Origin of the sequence: Campylobacter sp. GB48 (assembly GCF_049221845.1) — a bacterium.
In the GTDB taxonomy this organism is placed as follows: Bacteria; Campylobacterota; Campylobacteria; order Campylobacterales; family Campylobacteraceae; genus Campylobacter_D; species Campylobacter_D lari_C.
In genome coordinates, this window is the sequence record NZ_JBMJAR010000005.1 from 41,400 (window position 1) to 57,433 (window position 16,034).

Genomic DNA, 16,034 nt, shown 5'->3' on the forward strand with positions numbered 1-16,034 from the left:
CAAAAATCACCACAAAAAGTAAAGTATTCAAATGTCAATAAAGTTAAAAAGTGATTATAAAATATTTTCTTATATTCTTTAATATACAGGATCTTAGAATTTTTTATGACTTTATAATTTTTATCTTTTTTACTAAAAAATATTTTAAGAAATTTTTCAAGTATTTTAAAAACACATCCCTAGATAAAGAGTTTATAGGTGCTTGTATATTTGCATAAAAACACATACTCGATGAAAAAGATAGCCTTTATATCAGCACTAAACACTTCTATTGCTTTTGGAATTCTTTTAGGATGTATTTCTTGTATTAGTAATTAATGCTTTTTAATCAAGAATTAATTATGAATATGTTTATTTCGTTTGCTATAAGCAGGATTTTATTATTATTTCTATAATATCTTAAACAAATATTTCTAGAAGACACACCTATTTTCAATAAAATGATTTATAAAATTTCCTTAAAAACACTTTAAAGAAAAAATATTTATTTAGACATCATCATTTCTATGTTTTTACATAGATTTTACAGATTGTTTAACCATACTTATTTTGTCTATACCAAATTTTATATCTGAAATGTTTATCCTTTAAAACATTTCTTACTAGAATTTGGGTTAATAAATTTTGTTTAACATATTTGTAATAAAATTTAGCTTTTCATACTTCTTTATTTTTATTTCTATGATACAAAATTTTATATTTTTAAATATATACTTTACTTTAATTACATGTTTTTGGTGGTATTAATACCTTGGCTATTTTAATGTGTAAAATTTTAAATGAAATATCTATTTTACGGAATTTCTTTTTCTAAGTAATACAACATATGACTTTCCACCTTAAATTATATTCGCATTACATTCTATTAACTATAAAATCTAAAAATACTTTTTTATATGATGAAATTTCTATTTATATTTTTATCATCTAATAACACTTCTGATTATCTTGCTTACTTATATAAAGATTAAGACTTTAATGTTATAATTAAAAAAAATTTTAGAAAAAGGAAAATGATAATGAAAATTTTTATTATTTTAATATTTTCTTTACTGCCACTTTTAGCACTTGAAATGATCACACCCTTACCAGAAAGCATACCTTATAATAAAGAAAAAGCTATTTTAGGAAAAAAACTTTATATGGATACAAGTTTATCCAAAGATAAAAAAGTATCTTGCAATAGCTGTCATGATATCACAAATTTTGGAACAGACAATAAAACCTTTTCAATAGGTGTCAATGGTATAATAGATGAACCGTTTCACACACCTACAAATTTTAATGCTGTTTTCAATCTAGCACAATTTTGGAGAGGCAATGCAAAAGACTTGCAAGATCAAGCTAAACATCCTTTACTAAATCCAAAGGAAATGGGTTTAAAAGATACCGAAGAAGTTGTACAAATAGTAAAAGCTAATGAAGCTTATGAAAAAGAATTTAAAAGACTTTATGGGGAAATAACCTTTGATAACATAACACATGCCTTAGCTGAATTTCAAAAAACCTTACTCACTCCAAATTCACCTTTTGATCGCTACTTAAAGGGCGATAAAAATGCTATAAGCGAGCAAGCAAAAAGAGGCTATAACGCCTTTCTATCAAATGGTTGCATAGCATGTCATCAAGGGCAAAATATAGGTGGCAATATGTATCAAAAAATGGGGGTATTTGTGCCTTATGATAATGGAACAAACTGGAAAGGGCGCTATGAAATCACTCAAGATCCCCACGATCAATTTGTAGTAAAAGTCCCAAGTCTTAGAAATATAGCTAAAACTGCTCCTTATTTTCACGATGGCTCTATGCCAACTCTTGATGCTTGTGTACAATTTATGGCATATTATCAACTTGGTAAATTTTTAGAACAAGATGTAGTTGATGATATAGTTGCATTTTTAAATTCTTTAACAGGGGAATACCATGATCCACTCAAATAAAAAATCTTTTTCTTTTTTAAAGCAATTTATTACTTTATCTGTAGTGGTTTTGATATTGCTTTTAACTTTGACTTTGTTTATTTTTAATACCTATAACACTACAAAAAGAAATTCACTCATCATGGGTTCATTTCAAAAATTAGAAATTCTAGATACCAAAATAGATGAGATTTTTAAAAATAAACTCAACTTGCAAAACTATGATACTAGTGTTGCTTTAGTGCAAGAATTTGAAAACACTTTAGCAATCCTGCAATCTAATAAAATAGACATCAAAAAAATACAAACAATTTTTGAGAAAAAAAACACTCAATTACAACATTTTAAATCAGCTAATTCTATTGCTATAAATTCAAAACTTTATCTTTATGAAATTCAACAAGAAATCATCAAGCAAACAAATCAAATAGCACTCAATACTCAAGAAGCCAAACAAATAGATTACACAGGAGATATATTAAGCATTATAGGAACTATGGATATACTAGAGCCTTTAGCGCAAAATCGTCTCCAAAATTTAGTAGCAAATTTAAATACAAAAGGTTCGCAACTACCACAAGATTTATTTGGGCTTTTTACCACGCATTGTAAAATGATACTAAGTCAAATAAAAGTTTTAAAAGATAATTCTCAAAGTTTTCTTGACCAAGAACTACAAAAAGAAATCATTACTCATAAAAATTTAATTGCCCAAGAAATTAATCTTAACAACAAATATAATCTTTACACCGCTATAGGAATTTTCTTATTTATTTTAGCTGTATTGGTGTTTTTTATATTGCTGACATTAAAAAAAGTAATTATACCTATTTCTTTACTAGAAAAATTAAGTGCAAATTTGGCAGGTGAACATGCAAATTTAAGTGCAAGATTAGATATTGACAAAAAAAGTGAATTAGCTACAAGCGCTGGTTATATAAACTCTTTTATACAAATAGTACAAAATTCAGTTTTAGAAGCTATACAAACTGCAAATTCAAGCCACAAAAGCTCACAAAAACTTTCTCAAAATGCTGAAGTTTTACAGCAAAGCTCGCTTTTACAACATGAACAAATTTCTAATGTGTACGAGATAAGTTCTGTTTTAGAAAGCCATATAGACTTAACTCAAAACCTAGCTAAAAATACCATAAAAGATATGTATGATATGCAAGAAGTGATGGGAGAAGTTGAAACAACGCTTAAAGAATTAGTAGAGCTTATATTATTAAGTGGCGAAAAAGAACAAAGTGTCTTAAGTGCTATGGATATGCTAGTGCAAAGTGCTGATAGCATAGTAGAAGTTACTACAACCATAAAAGATATAGCTGATCAAACCAACTTACTTGCACTAAATGCAGCTATTGAAGCAGCACGTGCAGGCGAACATGGACGTGGCTTTGCTGTTGTTGCAGATGAAGTTAGAAATCTAGCAGATAAAACTACAAAATCTTTAGTTGCCATAGAAACAACCGTAAGAACTATAGTACAACAAATCAATGACAATAAAAGCTTGATGGATGGAATTCATCAGTCTATGAATGATACTTCTAATAAAGCTAATATCTTGCAAGGCGAGGTTGGAATTTCTATAGAAAAATTAAAAACAAGTATCCATTCTACTAAAATCATGGAAGAAAAAAGCGATGAATCAAAAGCTAAAATGAATGAACTAGAACAAAATATAGAAAAAGTAACTGAGCTTGCAAATTGTGTTAAAAATTATTCCCTTGATTTAACACAAATTTCACAAGATGTTTTAGAAAATGCTTCCAAACTTTCAGAAAAATTAAAAACATTCGAGTAAGAAAGATTAAACTTTCTTACTTAGATAAAATATCCGCCTTACCATTTATAATAGCAACACAATGCTCATAATGGGCTGCATTTAAACCATCTTTGCTTCCTGCTTCCCAATTACCTTTTAAATGCACCGGTGTACCATCTTTTTGACATACCATAGGCTCTATGCAAAATACCATGCCATTTTTTATTTTAGGGCCACTTTTTGCACTAGCACCTGGTTCTAAATAATTTGGAATTTCAGGCTCACAGTGTGGCTTTTTGCCTATACCATGACCACAATAACCTTTCAAAGGCACAAAACCTCTTTTGGCGATAAACTCACCAAGCTCACAAGAAAGCTCTTTAAAGCGCATACCCTCTTTGATAATATCTATAGCATAATACAAAGCATCTTTAGCACAAGCAATTAATGCTTCATCGGTAGCTGAAATTTTACCTATAGGTATAGTCCTTGCTGCATCTCCATAATATCCATCTATACAAGTACCCACGTCAAGACCTAAAATATCACCTTCTTTTAAAATACGCTCATCACCCACACCATGAATACAAGCTTGATTAAGCGAGATGCAAATACTGCCTGGAAAACCATACAAACCTTTAAAAGATGGTTTTGCACCATGATCAAGTATAAATTCTTCCGCTTTAATATCAATTTCTTTTAAACTCATACCTGGAACTATAATACCCTCTAGATAATCAAGCGTTCTAGCTACAAGCTCATTTGCTTTACGTAGTTTTTCTATCTCTGCTGGTTTTTTGATTTCTATCATTTACATTTTCCTTAAAATTTTTAAAAATTTAGCATTTATGCGCTTTTAAAAGCTTTAAGGAAAAACCTTAAGTTCTAAAACTTAAGGTTTTAACATACACTTGTAAGATTGGTAGCTAAGCCACCTAAAGAAGTTTCTTTGTATTTTGAGTTCATATCCTTGCCGGTTTCATACATAGTTTTTATGACCTCATCAAGACTTACTTTTGGAGTTGATTTTCTACTCATTGCCATTCTAGCAGCCGAAATAGCTTTGATTGCTCCAAAGGCATTTCTTTCTATGCAAGGAATTTGCACTAAACCACTTACTGGATCACAAGTTAGCCCCAAATGATGCTCCATTGCAATTTCAGCAGCATTACAAGCTATCTTTGCATCAAAACCCATCACAGTAGCCATAGCTCCTGCTGCCATAGAACTTGCACTACCAATTTCAGCTTGACAGCCAGCTTCAGCACCACTTATGCTTGCATTTTTCTTATAAAAAGAGCCTATTAACATAGCAGTAAGTAAAAAATTAATAGCCTTTTCATCATTAAAACCAACCGTATGGTTTTTAAGATAAAGCATTACAGCAGGCACAACAGCACATGCTCCATTAGTTGGAGCAGTTACCACTCTAGCTCCACTTGCATTTTCCTCTGCAATAGCAATAGCATATAAAGAAATAAAATCAATAATCCCCAAAGGATCACTTGTCATAGCCAAACGCTCATTAAGCCCTTTAGCACGGCGTTTTAAGTGTAAATTTCCTGGAAGGAAATCTGAGTTTGGGTGAATACCATTATAATAAACTTCTTGCATCACTTCCCAAATTTCTAAACAATAAGCTCTAATTTCTTCTTTAGTGTGAAATTGAAGCTCATATTCATAAGAAAGTTTTGCTAGATCCCATGATTTTTCTTCGCAAATTCTTAAAGCATCGCTTGCGTTGTTAATATCAAGTTCTAATTTAGTATGTTTTTGCTCACAAACCCCATCTTTATGTTTTTGAAGCTCAGCTTCACTCATAACAAAACCACCGCCCACTGAATAATAAATTTCTTCAGCAATGATTTCTCCGTTTTCATCATAAGCACTTACTCTTAACCCATTTTCATGCAAAGGTAAAAAGTCTTTTTCAAAAATCAAATCTTTATCATAATCAAAATTTAACTCTTTTTGAGCATTTAAAACCAAAATTTTATCTTGTAAAATTTTATTAAACACACGATCTTGCAAAGCAGCATTGAGTTCTTTTGCCCTTAAGCCACTCAAGCCCCATATAATAGCCTTATCACTTAAATGGCCTTTACCAGTAAGCGATAAAGAACCATAAAGTCTGATTTGAATTTTTGTAATTTGCGTGATTTTATCTTTGATTTTTTCACAAAACATATTACCCGCTAGCATTGGCCCTAAAGTGTGAGAAGATGAAGGACCAACACCGACTTTAAATATACTTAAATTACTACTCATTCACTAGCACCTTAAAAAGTATAAATTACAGTAATGATTGTCAAAACACCTGTGATAAATACAAATGCATCCAAAGCTTTGTTTTGGAATTTTTTCATTTTAGAAACAGTATAAATTGCAATCATAGGCATTAAAAATAAAATCGCAGCAATAATTGGACCGCCTAAGCTTTCAATAAAACCTAAAATACTTGGATTTACATAAGCAGTAATCAACATAATTATATACATTACTAAGGTTGAGTAAACTGCTATTTTTTTCAAATCAGGGTTTTCATTGCCTGCCAATTTACAACATTTTCTAACTATACCATAAGCACCCTCTCTAGCACCAAAATAATGTCCAAAGAAAGAACTAGAAATTGCTAAAAATGCGATTAATGGACCACCATAAGAAATAAATGGATTGTCAAGCTTATTAGCAAAATAAGAAAGCACAGGTATGTTTTGCGCTCTAGCTTCAGCAAGTTCTGCAGGAGTTAAAGAAAGCACGCAAGATACCACAAAAAACATAACAAAGACAAGCAACATTACAGAAGTTCTAAACAATACTTGATTTGCTTTTTGTACCGAATTTTCAGGATATTCTCTTTTTACACTTAAAGAAAAAGTAGAAATCGCTGGTGAGTGATTAAATGAAAATACTAAAACTGGTAAAGTTAGCCATACTATAGTGATAAATTCTTTTGTCCCAGGAATAGCGCTAAAACTTTCAAACGACCATTGTGGGATAAGATATAAAGAAAATAAAAATAAAATAGCACATAAAGGATACACAAGCCATTCACATACTTTAGTGATTAATTCTTCACTAAAAAGCATAATAAGCATAAAAATACTTACTAAAACAAAAGCAAAAAGCGCTCTATAAAAAGGAAGTAAATTAACTATAGTTTTTCCTTGCTCATTAACACTTGTTTGATACATAGCGCTAATTGCATTTGCAAAAGAGCCATTTGGATCTAAAAGTGGCAAGAATTGATTATAAATAAAACTCTCAAAAGTGTTAGTTATACCTACACAATATGCTAAACAAATTGGAAAAATTGCAAAGAAATAAAGCACAGAAATAAAAATACTTACTTTTCTACCAAAATACTCTTCAGCCGCATGAGTAATGTCTTTATCATTACCATTTGCTTGGCACACAAAACGACTTAAAGCCCTATGACTTAAATATACCATTGGGAAAATAATCAAAGCCATTACAACAACTGGCCAAAAACCACCAACACCTGCCTTAATAGGTAAAAATAAAATCCCCGCACCAACTGCAGTCCCAAAAAGAGAAAGCATCCAACGCGTATCAAAAGAATTCCACTTAAGATTATCCACATTTTCTCCTTGTAAAAAATAATAAAAAAAGCTTTTACCTAAAAAACTTTTTTTATTATTTTACAAATATGCTCTAGTATAATTTGGCATAATTTTTTCTCTTTCATTTAAAGCAACTGCGACTTCATTAGCAAAATTTGGATTTCTTAGTAATTTCCTACCATAACAAACCAAATCACACACCTCACCCAAAAGCAAAGCCTCACCTTCACTAGCGCTATTTATAAGACCCACACAAGATACAGGAATTTTAACAACTTCTTTTAAGGCTTTAGCATAAGGAGCTTGGTAAAGTGGTGCTATATTTGGCATTAAAGAAGGTTTATTGATATTTCCTCCTGCTGAAACATCCAGCATATCAATCCCTAATTTTTCTAAAATCAAGGCAAGTTTTTTGCTATCTTCTAAACTCCAACCACCCTCTTGCCATTCTGTGGCTGAAATTCTTACAAATAAAGCAATATCAACTTCTTTTTTTATACGCTTAATAATATTACACAAAAGACGTATTCTATTTTCAAAACCGTCACCATATTCATCATCTCTTTGATTTGATAAAGGTGATAAAAACGAACTAAGCAAATACCCATGAGCACTATGAAGCTCTACTGCATCATAACCTGCTTCCTTGGCTCTTTTGGCACTTTGAATAAATTCTTGCTCTATTTGTAAAATTTCATCTTTACTTAAAACATGAAGTTTGGAAAATTTTTCACTAAAAGCTATATTACTTGGAGCTTTTGATATGGCATCTTTACACGAGTTTTTACGGCCACTGTGATTTAACTGAATGGCAATTTTAGCACCAAAATGATGGCAAAGCTCAACAAGCTCTTTGTGTCCTTGAATTTGAAAATCTCCCCAAAGACCTATATCATTATCAGCAATTTTTGCATTTTCATTGATCGCACAAGTTTGCACTATGATAAGCCCAACACCACCCAAAGCTCTAGCTCCATAATGTATCAAGTGAAATTGATTAATCTTACCATCTAAAACTTGTGTTTCATACATATCCATAGGGGGCATTACAATGCGATTTTTTACATAAAATTTTCCAATCTTTAGCTCGCTTAAAAGTAAAGACATAATACCCCTTGAAATGTTTTTATATTACTATAATAGAAAAAAATTAATTTTTCTTAAAACATATAGCAATTTTAACTAATATTATTATTTTTAATAAATAATTATTAAAAAAATATTTTTTAAATATATTTTTTTATCTTAATAATAATATTTCAAATATTAAAACATTCTATTATTTTTAAAAGAAAGTAAAATTCAAAATAAAAAGTGTAAAAAACACACAATTTAATCAAATAAGCTTTTCTCAAAACACTTTAACATAAAGCTTTTACGGTGCAAGGGCGAATAACCAAATGCTTTAATCTTTTCTATATGAGCTTTTGTGCCATAACCTTTGTGTCTATCAAAGTCATAATTATTATATAATTTAGAAAAATAATACATTTTTTGATCACGACTTACCTTGGCTAAAATACTAGCTGCTGAAACCTCTTGCACTTTCATATCAGCTTTAATCATGGTTTTAATACCCAAAACCCCATAATTTAAATTTCCATCATATAAAATCTCATCTTCACCAAAATGTTTTTTAATGATTTTTAAAGCCAGTTGCAAACACTGACTAAGCCCTAAAGTATCAATTTGTAAAGGTGAAAAAGCAAGAATCAAAAAATTTGAATGATAAAGAATTTGCTCATATAACTTTTCTCTTTTTTTTGCACTTAATTTTTTAGAATCAGCCAAACCATCAATATTTTTTAAAAGCTTGCAAGCTCCTATATGCATATCTCCAGCTAAAGCCCCACGCCCAGCCTCATCTACTCCAACTAAAGCCATTATTTTCCTTTATAATGCTATATTTTTCTACTAAATTTTCTAAAGAATAATTCATATTAGCAGGAGAGCTTGAAGGAAGTTCAAAAAATTCTTGCTCAGGATAAAATTTGCTAAAATATTTACTTGCAACTTTACCTAATACACAAATTTTTTCTATATTTGCCTTATCTAAAATAATATTTATATCATTTGCTTTAGCATAAGAAATAGTTTTATCATCTGAATTTTTTATCTTACAACTTGCTATAACATCCCAAAGTGCTATATGATTTGCTTTTAAAAAAACTTTTTGATCTTGCACTGTTTTTAACTCACACTTAAATAATATTTCAAAAATACGCCAAAAACGATTTTTGCTATGTTGATAATAAAAATTTTCTTCTCTTGATTTAATAGATGGAAAAGAACCTAGTATCAAAACTTTTGAGTTTTCATCAAAAAAAGGTTCAAAAGGATGAATTAGAATTTGCATATTAGACCTTGATAAAAATAAAATATTTTATCATTTTTATCAAGGTTTTTAAAATTATCCTAAAAATTCGCGTTTAAAGTATTCTTTTGGAGCTTTACATAAAGGACAGGCATTTGGTGCTTTTTTACCACGGTGTATATGCCCACAAACTTCACAAACCCATAATTCTTCTACTTCTGAATTAAAGAAATCTTCTTCTTCAAGCATTTTTTTAAGCGCTAGATATTCTCTTTCATGCTCAATTTCTACTTTACCAATAGCTGTAAATAATCTTGCTATATTTCTTTTACCCTCATCTTCTGCGATTTTTGCAAAATTTGGATACATAGTAGTATGCTCATAGTTTTCACCTTCTGCTGCGCAGATTAAATTTTTAGCAGTTTCTTCTAAAGCTTTACCATCTACTAATTCATGATAAGCTTTAAACTCAGCTCTTGCGTGCCATTTTTCATTTTCTGCAGCTTCTCTAAAATGTTTTGCAATAGCATGCCAACCTTCTTCTTGAGCAATATCTGCAAATAAATCATATTTATTTCTTGCCATAGACTCACCCGCAAAAGCTTTCATTAAATTTACAGCTGTTAGATCTTTAGTAACACACTCCATTTCTTGACCACAGCAGCTAAGCTTTCCACCACCTACATTTTGTACTTCTACTTCATTGCCACATTTTTGGCATTTATAACTTTCATATTGTTTCATTTAATATCCTTGTGATTAATTAAGTAAGATTTTGATTGAAAAACTCACCCAAATGTTATTGTAGCATTTGGGTGTTAAAGGTTTTAGTATTTTAAGAAATATTCTTGAATTTTCTTAGGATCGCTTGTTTTAGTTAGAGCAAGCATTAATAATACTCTAGCTTTTTGAGGACTCATATCGCCTGTATCAATGAAACCAAGTTTTGCATCAGCATCACTTACTGCAACTCTACCAGCTACTACACGTGAGCTTACCGCTACATTAAGACCTTTTTTAAGCAATTCTTTCAACACATCTTTTTGATAATCATGAATACTACCGGCACCTGTTCCAGCTACAACTATACCTTTAGTTCCATTTTCAAACAAAGCTTTTGCTGCAACACCACTACCATCATTTGCATAACTATAAAGAATATCTACTTTTGGTAATTCTTTTAACTTGCTAACATCAAATGGAGATTTTTTGGTGTGTAATTTTGTATTAGTATTATAGAAAAATACTTTTCCATCTACTATGTAACCCATATCGCCCATATCTGGCGAGCTAAATGCATTTACATTTAAACTATGAGTTTTCATAACACCTCTAGCGCTTTGAATTCTATCATTCATAGCCACCATTACACCTTTGTTTTTTGCTTCAGGGTTAGCTGCTAAAGCCACAGCATTATAAAGATTTTTAGGACCATCTGCACTAATTGCAGTTGATGGGCGCATTGCACCAACTAAAACAACAGGTTTATCGCTTTTTACAGTTAAATTTAGGAAATATGCAGTTTCTTCCATAGTATCAGTGCCATGGGTAATTACAACCCCATCTACATCAGATTTTAAAAGTCTATTAACTTCTTTAGCAAGTTTTAACCAAATTTCATTTGACATATCTTTGCTATCAATATTAGCAATTTGATCTCCACTAATTACTGCTAAATCTTGAATTTGAGGCACTGCTTTAATTAAAGTATCAACCCCCAAAACTCCGGCTGTATAACCTGTAGTAGCCACTGAACTATCAATCGAACCAGCAATAGTTCCGCCTGTAGCTAAAATTGCAACTTTTGGTTTTGCTTCCAAAATTCCTGCTCCTAAACTTAGTGCCATAGCTGCACACATTAACATTTTTTTCATATTAGTCCTTTCATCAGAAATGATAAAGATTATAATGCAACTATGTTTAAATAAAAATAAATTATTAATATATAAATATTTTTAGTAAATAAATTCTAACTTAAAGCCATAAATTTGCAATTTTTTTTAGTTTTTCTATATCACTTGAAGCAAAAAATTTAATACATGCTTCTTCTTGGATTGATGTTAAATTAAATTCTTGCTGTAATTGCAAAGCTATAGCTTCACCCGAATGAATAAGTTTTGTATTTTTACCAAAATACTCTTCCAAAGAATGAGCGATCAAAGGAAAATGTGTGCATGCTAAAATCAGAGCATTAGGATGAAATTTGAGTTTATTAAAATAATACTCAAAAGCAGCCTTTAAAAAATCTCCTTGAAAAATCCCTTCTTCTACCATAGGCACAAAAAGCCCAGTTGCTTTTTCTTCCACTTTTAAAAAACCTTCTTTAATTAAAGCTTGCTTATAAGCGTGAGAATCCACAGTAGCTTGTGTTGCAATGACTAATATATTGGAGTTTTTATCTTCTAAAGAGTTTTTAACCGCTAAAACCCCTGCTTCTATAACCCCAAGAACCGGAAATGGTGCATTTGCTTTTAGAATTTCTAAAGCATGCGCACTAACTGTATTGCACGCAATAATAAGCATATCGACTTTTTTTTCTTTGAAAAATTCTAAAGCTTCTAGGGAAAATTTAATGATGATTTCTTTATCTTTAACCCCATAAGGCACTCTTGCAGTATCCCCATAGTAGATATATTCTTTAAAAAGTTTTGCTTGGAGTAAAGATTTTAAAACACTAAGCCCACCTACACCGCTATCAAAAACACCTAGTCTCATCAAAATCCTTAAAAGAGAAGAAAGTAGAAAATCTACTTTCTTATAAGCCTACTGCACTTAAAGTTTGGTATTTATTCATATAAATTTGAGCTTCAATTTTTCTCATCGTATCAAGCGCTACTTGAACTACAATCAAAACAGAAGTCCCACCAAAATAAAAAGGTACACCAAACAACTTCACAATAAGCCATGGTAACGTAGCTACAAGCCCTAAATAAATAGAACCTGATAATGTAAGTCTAGATGCTACTTCATTAAGATAATTTGCAGTTCCTTCACCTGGTCTAATACCTGGTATGAAACCACCTTGTCTTTTAAGATTTTCAGCTATATCTTTTGCATTAAATACAATTGATGCATAAAAATACGCAAAGAAAATAACAAGTAAGAATGTTAAAAAATGAAAGAAAAATCCGTTTGGATTTAAAAAGTCATAAATTTTTAACACATATTCATTTGTACTTGTTTGCAAAATAGTACTTGGAAACATCAAAATCGCACTTGCAAAAATAGGAGGAATAACACCACTTAAGTTGATCTTAATAGGTATATAGTTCACAATGCGTTTGTTTTGATTTTGCATGATTACTTTTCTTGAGTAAGAAATAGGAATTCTTCTTTCTCCAAGTTCTACTACTATAATAGCCCAAATAGTAAGTAAAATTACAACTAAAATGGCAATGATAGTCAAGAAATTCATCTCACCTGTATTTACCAAATTTACTGTTCCACTAATTGCACCTGGAATTGTAGAAACAATACCACCAAAAATGATTAAAGAAATACCATTTCCTATACCGCGTTGAGTGATTTGCTCACCTATCCACATCAAAAGCATGGTACCTGCAAGCATAGAAACAGCAGAAAGCGCGATAAAAGTATTCATATCAATCATAATGGCTGATTGACCTGCTTTTCCATGAAGACTTTGTAATCCTATAGAAACGCCTATACTTTGTATCAAAGTGATAGCTATAGTAGCATAACGGATAATTTGCATATATTTTTGCATACCATCGCGTTCTTTTTTCATTTTTCCTATATTAGGAAAAGTTGCCGCTAAAAGCTCCATAATAATCGAAGCAGTAATATAAGGCATAATGCCTAGAGAGATGATGCTAAGTCTTTCAGCAGCACCTCCACTAAACATATTAAACAAGCCTAATGCATTAGATGCATTAGAATCAAAAAATTCCTTGATAACACTGACATTAACCCCCGGAACTGGAACATAAGCTAGTATTCTATAAGCGAATAAAAAAGCTAATGTTATGAGAATTTTATTTGTCAATGTTTTATTCATTATTTTTGTCCGCTAAAAGTGATCTTCTCATCTTTGATTTTACTAGCAAGATCTTTAGCGCTTGCTCCAATAAGCTTAACTTTGTTTACATTTTTTGAAAGCTTATGAATGCTATTGATTGTTTCAAATGTAATTTCGCTAAGCTCTTTGATCGCTGTGATTTTTTCAACATTAATCACATAAGGTTTTTCAAATTTAGAAGTAAAACCTACTTTTGGTAAGCGTCTTTGAAGTGGTTGTTGACCCCCTTCAAAACCTCTTTTTTCGTTATAACCTTTTCTAGCAGTTTGGCCTTTTCCACCTTTAGTAGAAGTTTTACCCATACCACTACCTTGACCACGGCCTATTCTTTTGGTTTTATGTGTTGAACCTGGTGCTTTTGTTAAATTCATTGATTATCCTTTAAGCATTGTAAGTGCTTTGATAGTAGCACGCACAACATTTGCTGAATTGTTTGAACCTAAAGACTTTGTTAGAATGTCTTTAATACCTGCAAGTTCCACGATAGGACGTGTTGAACCACCTGCAATAACTCCTGTACCTTCGCTTGCTGGTTTAAGTAAAATTCTACTTGCGTTGTATTTTACCTCTACATCATGAGGGATAGTTGAACCTTTTGTTTTAACTTCAACAATGTTTTTAAAAGCATCATCAACTGCTTTTCTTATAGCATCTGGAACTTCTTTAGCTTTTCCATAACCTACACCAACTAAACCTTTTCTATTTCCAACGATAACTAAAGCAGTAAATCTAAATCTTCTACCACCTTTAACAACCTTAGTAACCCTGCCGATATCGACGATTACTTCTTCAAATTCTTCTCTATTATATTTTTCCATCGATCTTCCTTTTGGGTTATAGTTTGATTCCGTTTTCTCTTAGTGCTTCAGCTAATGCTGCAATCACACCATGGTATAAATAACCATTTCTATCAAACACTGCTTCTTCTATGTTTTTAGCTTTTAAAACTTTTGCAAATTCAGCTGCTATTTTTTTAGCACCTTCTTTGTTTGCTTTAACGCCAAGTTTTCTTCCATCAACTGCTGCTAAAGTTACTGCTTTAACATCATCGATAGCTTGGATATATAAAGTTCTGTTTGATTTAAAAACAGAAACTCTTGGAAGAGCTTGTGTTCCTGAAATTTTTGCTCTAATTCTTTTTTTTCTTTTTATTCTTAAAGATATTTTTCTTTTTAATACATTTGCTCTCATATTCTATCCTTACTTCTTAGATGTTTTACCAGCTTTGCGGATAATACGCTCATCTGAATATTTAACACCTTTTCCTTTGTAAGGCTCAGGTGGTCTAAATTCACGAATTTGAGCAGCAACTTGACCTACCACTTGTTTATCACTACCTTTGATAATAACATTGTTTTTATCAACAGTAATTTCTATGCCTTCTGGAATAGCATAGTTGATAGGATGAGAAAAACCTAAAGCAAGTTCAAGAACTTTACCTTTTAACGCAGCTTTATAACCAACACCGTTGATTTCTAAAGTTTTGCTAAAACCATCAGTTAAACCGATGATGATGTTTTGAGCTAAAGCTCTATAAGTTCCCCAATAAGCTCTACTTTGTCTATCTTCACCTTTAGGAGAGAAAAGAATTTGTCCTTCTTTAATCTCAACATTAACATTTGCTTTTGTATCAAGCTCTTTTGCTAAATTTCCTTTTTTGAATTTTAGCAAGTTACCTTCTAATTTTACTTCTACTCCACTTGGAATAGCAACTGGTTGTTTACCTATACGAGACATTCATTTTTCCTTTTTACTTGTCTACGATATGACTACTTTATAAGAATGGATACCGAATACCATAAAAAGTAGAAACTCTTACCAAATAGTACATAAAACTTCGCCACCAACGCCTGCTTTGTAAGCTTCGTCGTTAGCTAAAACACCTTTTGAAGTGCTTACTACGATAGTACCATAACCGTTTTTAAATCTTTTGATCTCATCTTTACCTTTATAAACACGACGACCAGGTTTAGAAATACGCTTAACTTCGTTAATTACACTTTTACCTTTTTCATCGTATTTTAAAACTACATTGATGAATTTCTTTTTATCCTCTTCAATAACATTAAAGCTTTCAATATAGCCTTTAGCTTGGAAAATTCCAAGTAAAGCTTCGATAACTTTAGAATGCAAAAGCTGAGTAGTTTCTAATCTTCTCATCCCTGCATTTCTAATTCTTGTTAGTGAATCTGAAATTAAATCATTTATCATGGTTCTTTCCTCTTACCAACTTGCTTTTTTAAGACCAGGAATTAAACCTTCATTTGCCATTTTTCTTAAGCAAACTCTACAAATTCCAAAATCTCTATAAACTGAATGTGGTCTTCCACAAATTTGGCATCTAGTATACCCTCTAACGCTAAATTTAGGTTTGCGGGCAGCTTTTGCAATCATTGATTTTTTAGCCATA

The 16,034-nt window shown here is 31.1% G+C and carries 18 protein-coding genes and 1 pseudogene; 3 read left to right on the forward strand and 16 right to left on the reverse strand.

Features of this window, described 5'->3' with window-relative positions; genetic code table 11:
• Window positions 1-1,016: 1,016 nt before the first annotated feature.
• From ACOTVC_RS04110 to ACOTVC_RS04120, 3 genes and pseudogenes are all read left to right on the forward strand, one after another.
• Window positions 1,017-1,940 (forward strand): cytochrome-c peroxidase, encoded by a 924-nt coding sequence (locus ACOTVC_RS04110; RefSeq protein ID WP_080749668.1) that lies wholly within the window; start codon window positions 1,017-1,019, stop codon window positions 1,938-1,940.
• Window positions 1,924-2,598, forward strand: a pseudogene (locus ACOTVC_RS04115) (DAHL domain-containing protein); the annotation flags it as partial. The gene ACOTVC_RS04110 and the pseudogene ACOTVC_RS04115, both read left to right, overlap by 17 nt.
• A gap of 501 nt (window positions 2,599-3,099) precedes the next feature.
• Window positions 3,100-3,726 (forward strand): methyl-accepting chemotaxis protein, encoded by a 627-nt coding sequence (locus ACOTVC_RS04120; RefSeq protein WP_373274182.1) that lies wholly within the window; start codon window positions 3,100-3,102, stop codon window positions 3,724-3,726.
• Between the two features lie 16 nt (window positions 3,727-3,742).
• On the opposite strand, the gene map is transcribed toward ACOTVC_RS04120, so the two are convergent.
• The 16 genes from map to ACOTVC_RS04200 form a co-directional block, all read right to left on the reverse strand.
• Window positions 3,743-4,498, reverse strand: coding sequence for a type I methionyl aminopeptidase (gene map, locus ACOTVC_RS04125; RefSeq protein WP_214099309.1), 756 nt, complete (start codon window positions 4,496-4,498; stop codon window positions 3,743-3,745).
• An 89-nt stretch (window positions 4,499-4,587) separates the two neighbouring features.
• Window positions 4,588-5,955 (reverse strand): L-serine ammonia-lyase, encoded by a 1,368-nt coding sequence (locus ACOTVC_RS04130; protein WP_214099308.1) that lies wholly within the window; start codon window positions 5,953-5,955, stop codon window positions 4,588-4,590.
• Between the two features lie 11 nt (window positions 5,956-5,966).
• On the reverse strand, window positions 5,967-7,250 hold the full coding sequence (locus tag ACOTVC_RS04135; protein WP_250323634.1) for an aromatic amino acid transport family protein: 1,284 nt from the start codon (window positions 7,248-7,250) through the stop codon (window positions 5,967-5,969).
• 99 nt (window positions 7,251-7,349) lie between these two features.
• Complete coding sequence (locus ACOTVC_RS04140) at window positions 7,350-8,378, reverse strand: tRNA-dihydrouridine synthase (protein WP_257929687.1); 1,029 nt, start codon at window positions 8,376-8,378, stop codon at window positions 7,350-7,352.
• A 225-nt stretch (window positions 8,379-8,603) separates the two neighbouring features.
• Window positions 8,604-9,155, reverse strand: coding sequence for a ribonuclease HII (locus ACOTVC_RS04145; protein ID WP_214099305.1), 552 nt, complete (start codon window positions 9,153-9,155; stop codon window positions 8,604-8,606).
• Window positions 9,133-9,627 (reverse strand): DNA-deoxyinosine glycosylase, encoded by a 495-nt coding sequence (locus tag ACOTVC_RS04150; RefSeq protein WP_087690916.1) that lies wholly within the window; start codon window positions 9,625-9,627, stop codon window positions 9,133-9,135. The genes ACOTVC_RS04145 and ACOTVC_RS04150 overlap by 23 nt, the downstream gene beginning before the upstream one ends.
• 54 nt (window positions 9,628-9,681) lie before the next feature.
• Complete coding sequence (locus ACOTVC_RS04155) at window positions 9,682-10,329, reverse strand: ferritin family protein (protein WP_214116239.1); 648 nt, start codon at window positions 10,327-10,329, stop codon at window positions 9,682-9,684.
• A gap of 83 nt (window positions 10,330-10,412) precedes the next feature.
• Window positions 10,413-11,444, reverse strand: a complete 1,032-nt coding sequence (locus ACOTVC_RS04160; RefSeq protein ID WP_257905909.1) for a type II asparaginase — start codon at window positions 11,442-11,444, stop codon at window positions 10,413-10,415.
• 115 nt (window positions 11,445-11,559) lie between these two features.
• Window positions 11,560-12,300, reverse strand: coding sequence for a glutamate racemase (gene murI, locus ACOTVC_RS04165; RefSeq protein ID WP_421627781.1), 741 nt, complete (start codon window positions 12,298-12,300; stop codon window positions 11,560-11,562).
• A 40-nt stretch (window positions 12,301-12,340) separates the two neighbouring features.
• Entirely contained in the window at window positions 12,341-13,603 is a 1,263-nt protein-coding gene (gene secY, locus ACOTVC_RS04170) for a preprotein translocase subunit SecY (protein ID WP_039640506.1), read from the reverse strand.
• A complete protein-coding gene (gene rplO / locus ACOTVC_RS04175) occupies window positions 13,603-13,995 on the reverse strand; it encodes a 50S ribosomal protein L15 (protein ID WP_039617163.1) in 393 nt (130 codons plus the stop codon). Before rplO ends, secY begins: the two co-directional genes overlap by 1 nt.
• Window positions 13,996-13,998: 3 nt before the next feature.
• Entirely contained in the window at window positions 13,999-14,442 is a 444-nt protein-coding gene (gene rpsE / locus ACOTVC_RS04180) for a 30S ribosomal protein S5 (RefSeq protein WP_039617161.1), read from the reverse strand.
• A 16-nt stretch (window positions 14,443-14,458) separates the two neighbouring features.
• Window positions 14,459-14,815 carry a 50S ribosomal protein L18 gene (gene rplR / locus ACOTVC_RS04185; RefSeq protein ID WP_039640503.1) on the reverse strand — a complete coding sequence of 119 codons (357 nt, stop codon included), beginning with the start codon at window positions 14,813-14,815 and terminating at the stop codon, window positions 14,459-14,461.
• Between the two features lie 9 nt (window positions 14,816-14,824).
• The gene (gene rplF, locus ACOTVC_RS04190; protein WP_039617154.1) at window positions 14,825-15,361 is read right to left on the reverse strand and encodes a 50S ribosomal protein L6; all 537 of its coding nucleotides are present in this window, start codon (window positions 15,359-15,361) and stop codon (window positions 14,825-14,827) included.
• A gap of 78 nt (window positions 15,362-15,439) precedes the next feature.
• A complete protein-coding gene (gene rpsH / locus ACOTVC_RS04195) occupies window positions 15,440-15,835 on the reverse strand; it encodes a 30S ribosomal protein S8 (RefSeq protein ID WP_039617152.1) in 396 nt (131 codons plus the stop codon).
• A gap of 12 nt (window positions 15,836-15,847) precedes the next feature.
• Entirely contained in the window at window positions 15,848-16,033 is a 186-nt protein-coding gene (locus tag ACOTVC_RS04200) for a type Z 30S ribosomal protein S14 (RefSeq protein WP_012660824.1), read from the reverse strand.
• Between the last annotated feature and the right edge of the window lies 1 nt (window position 16,034).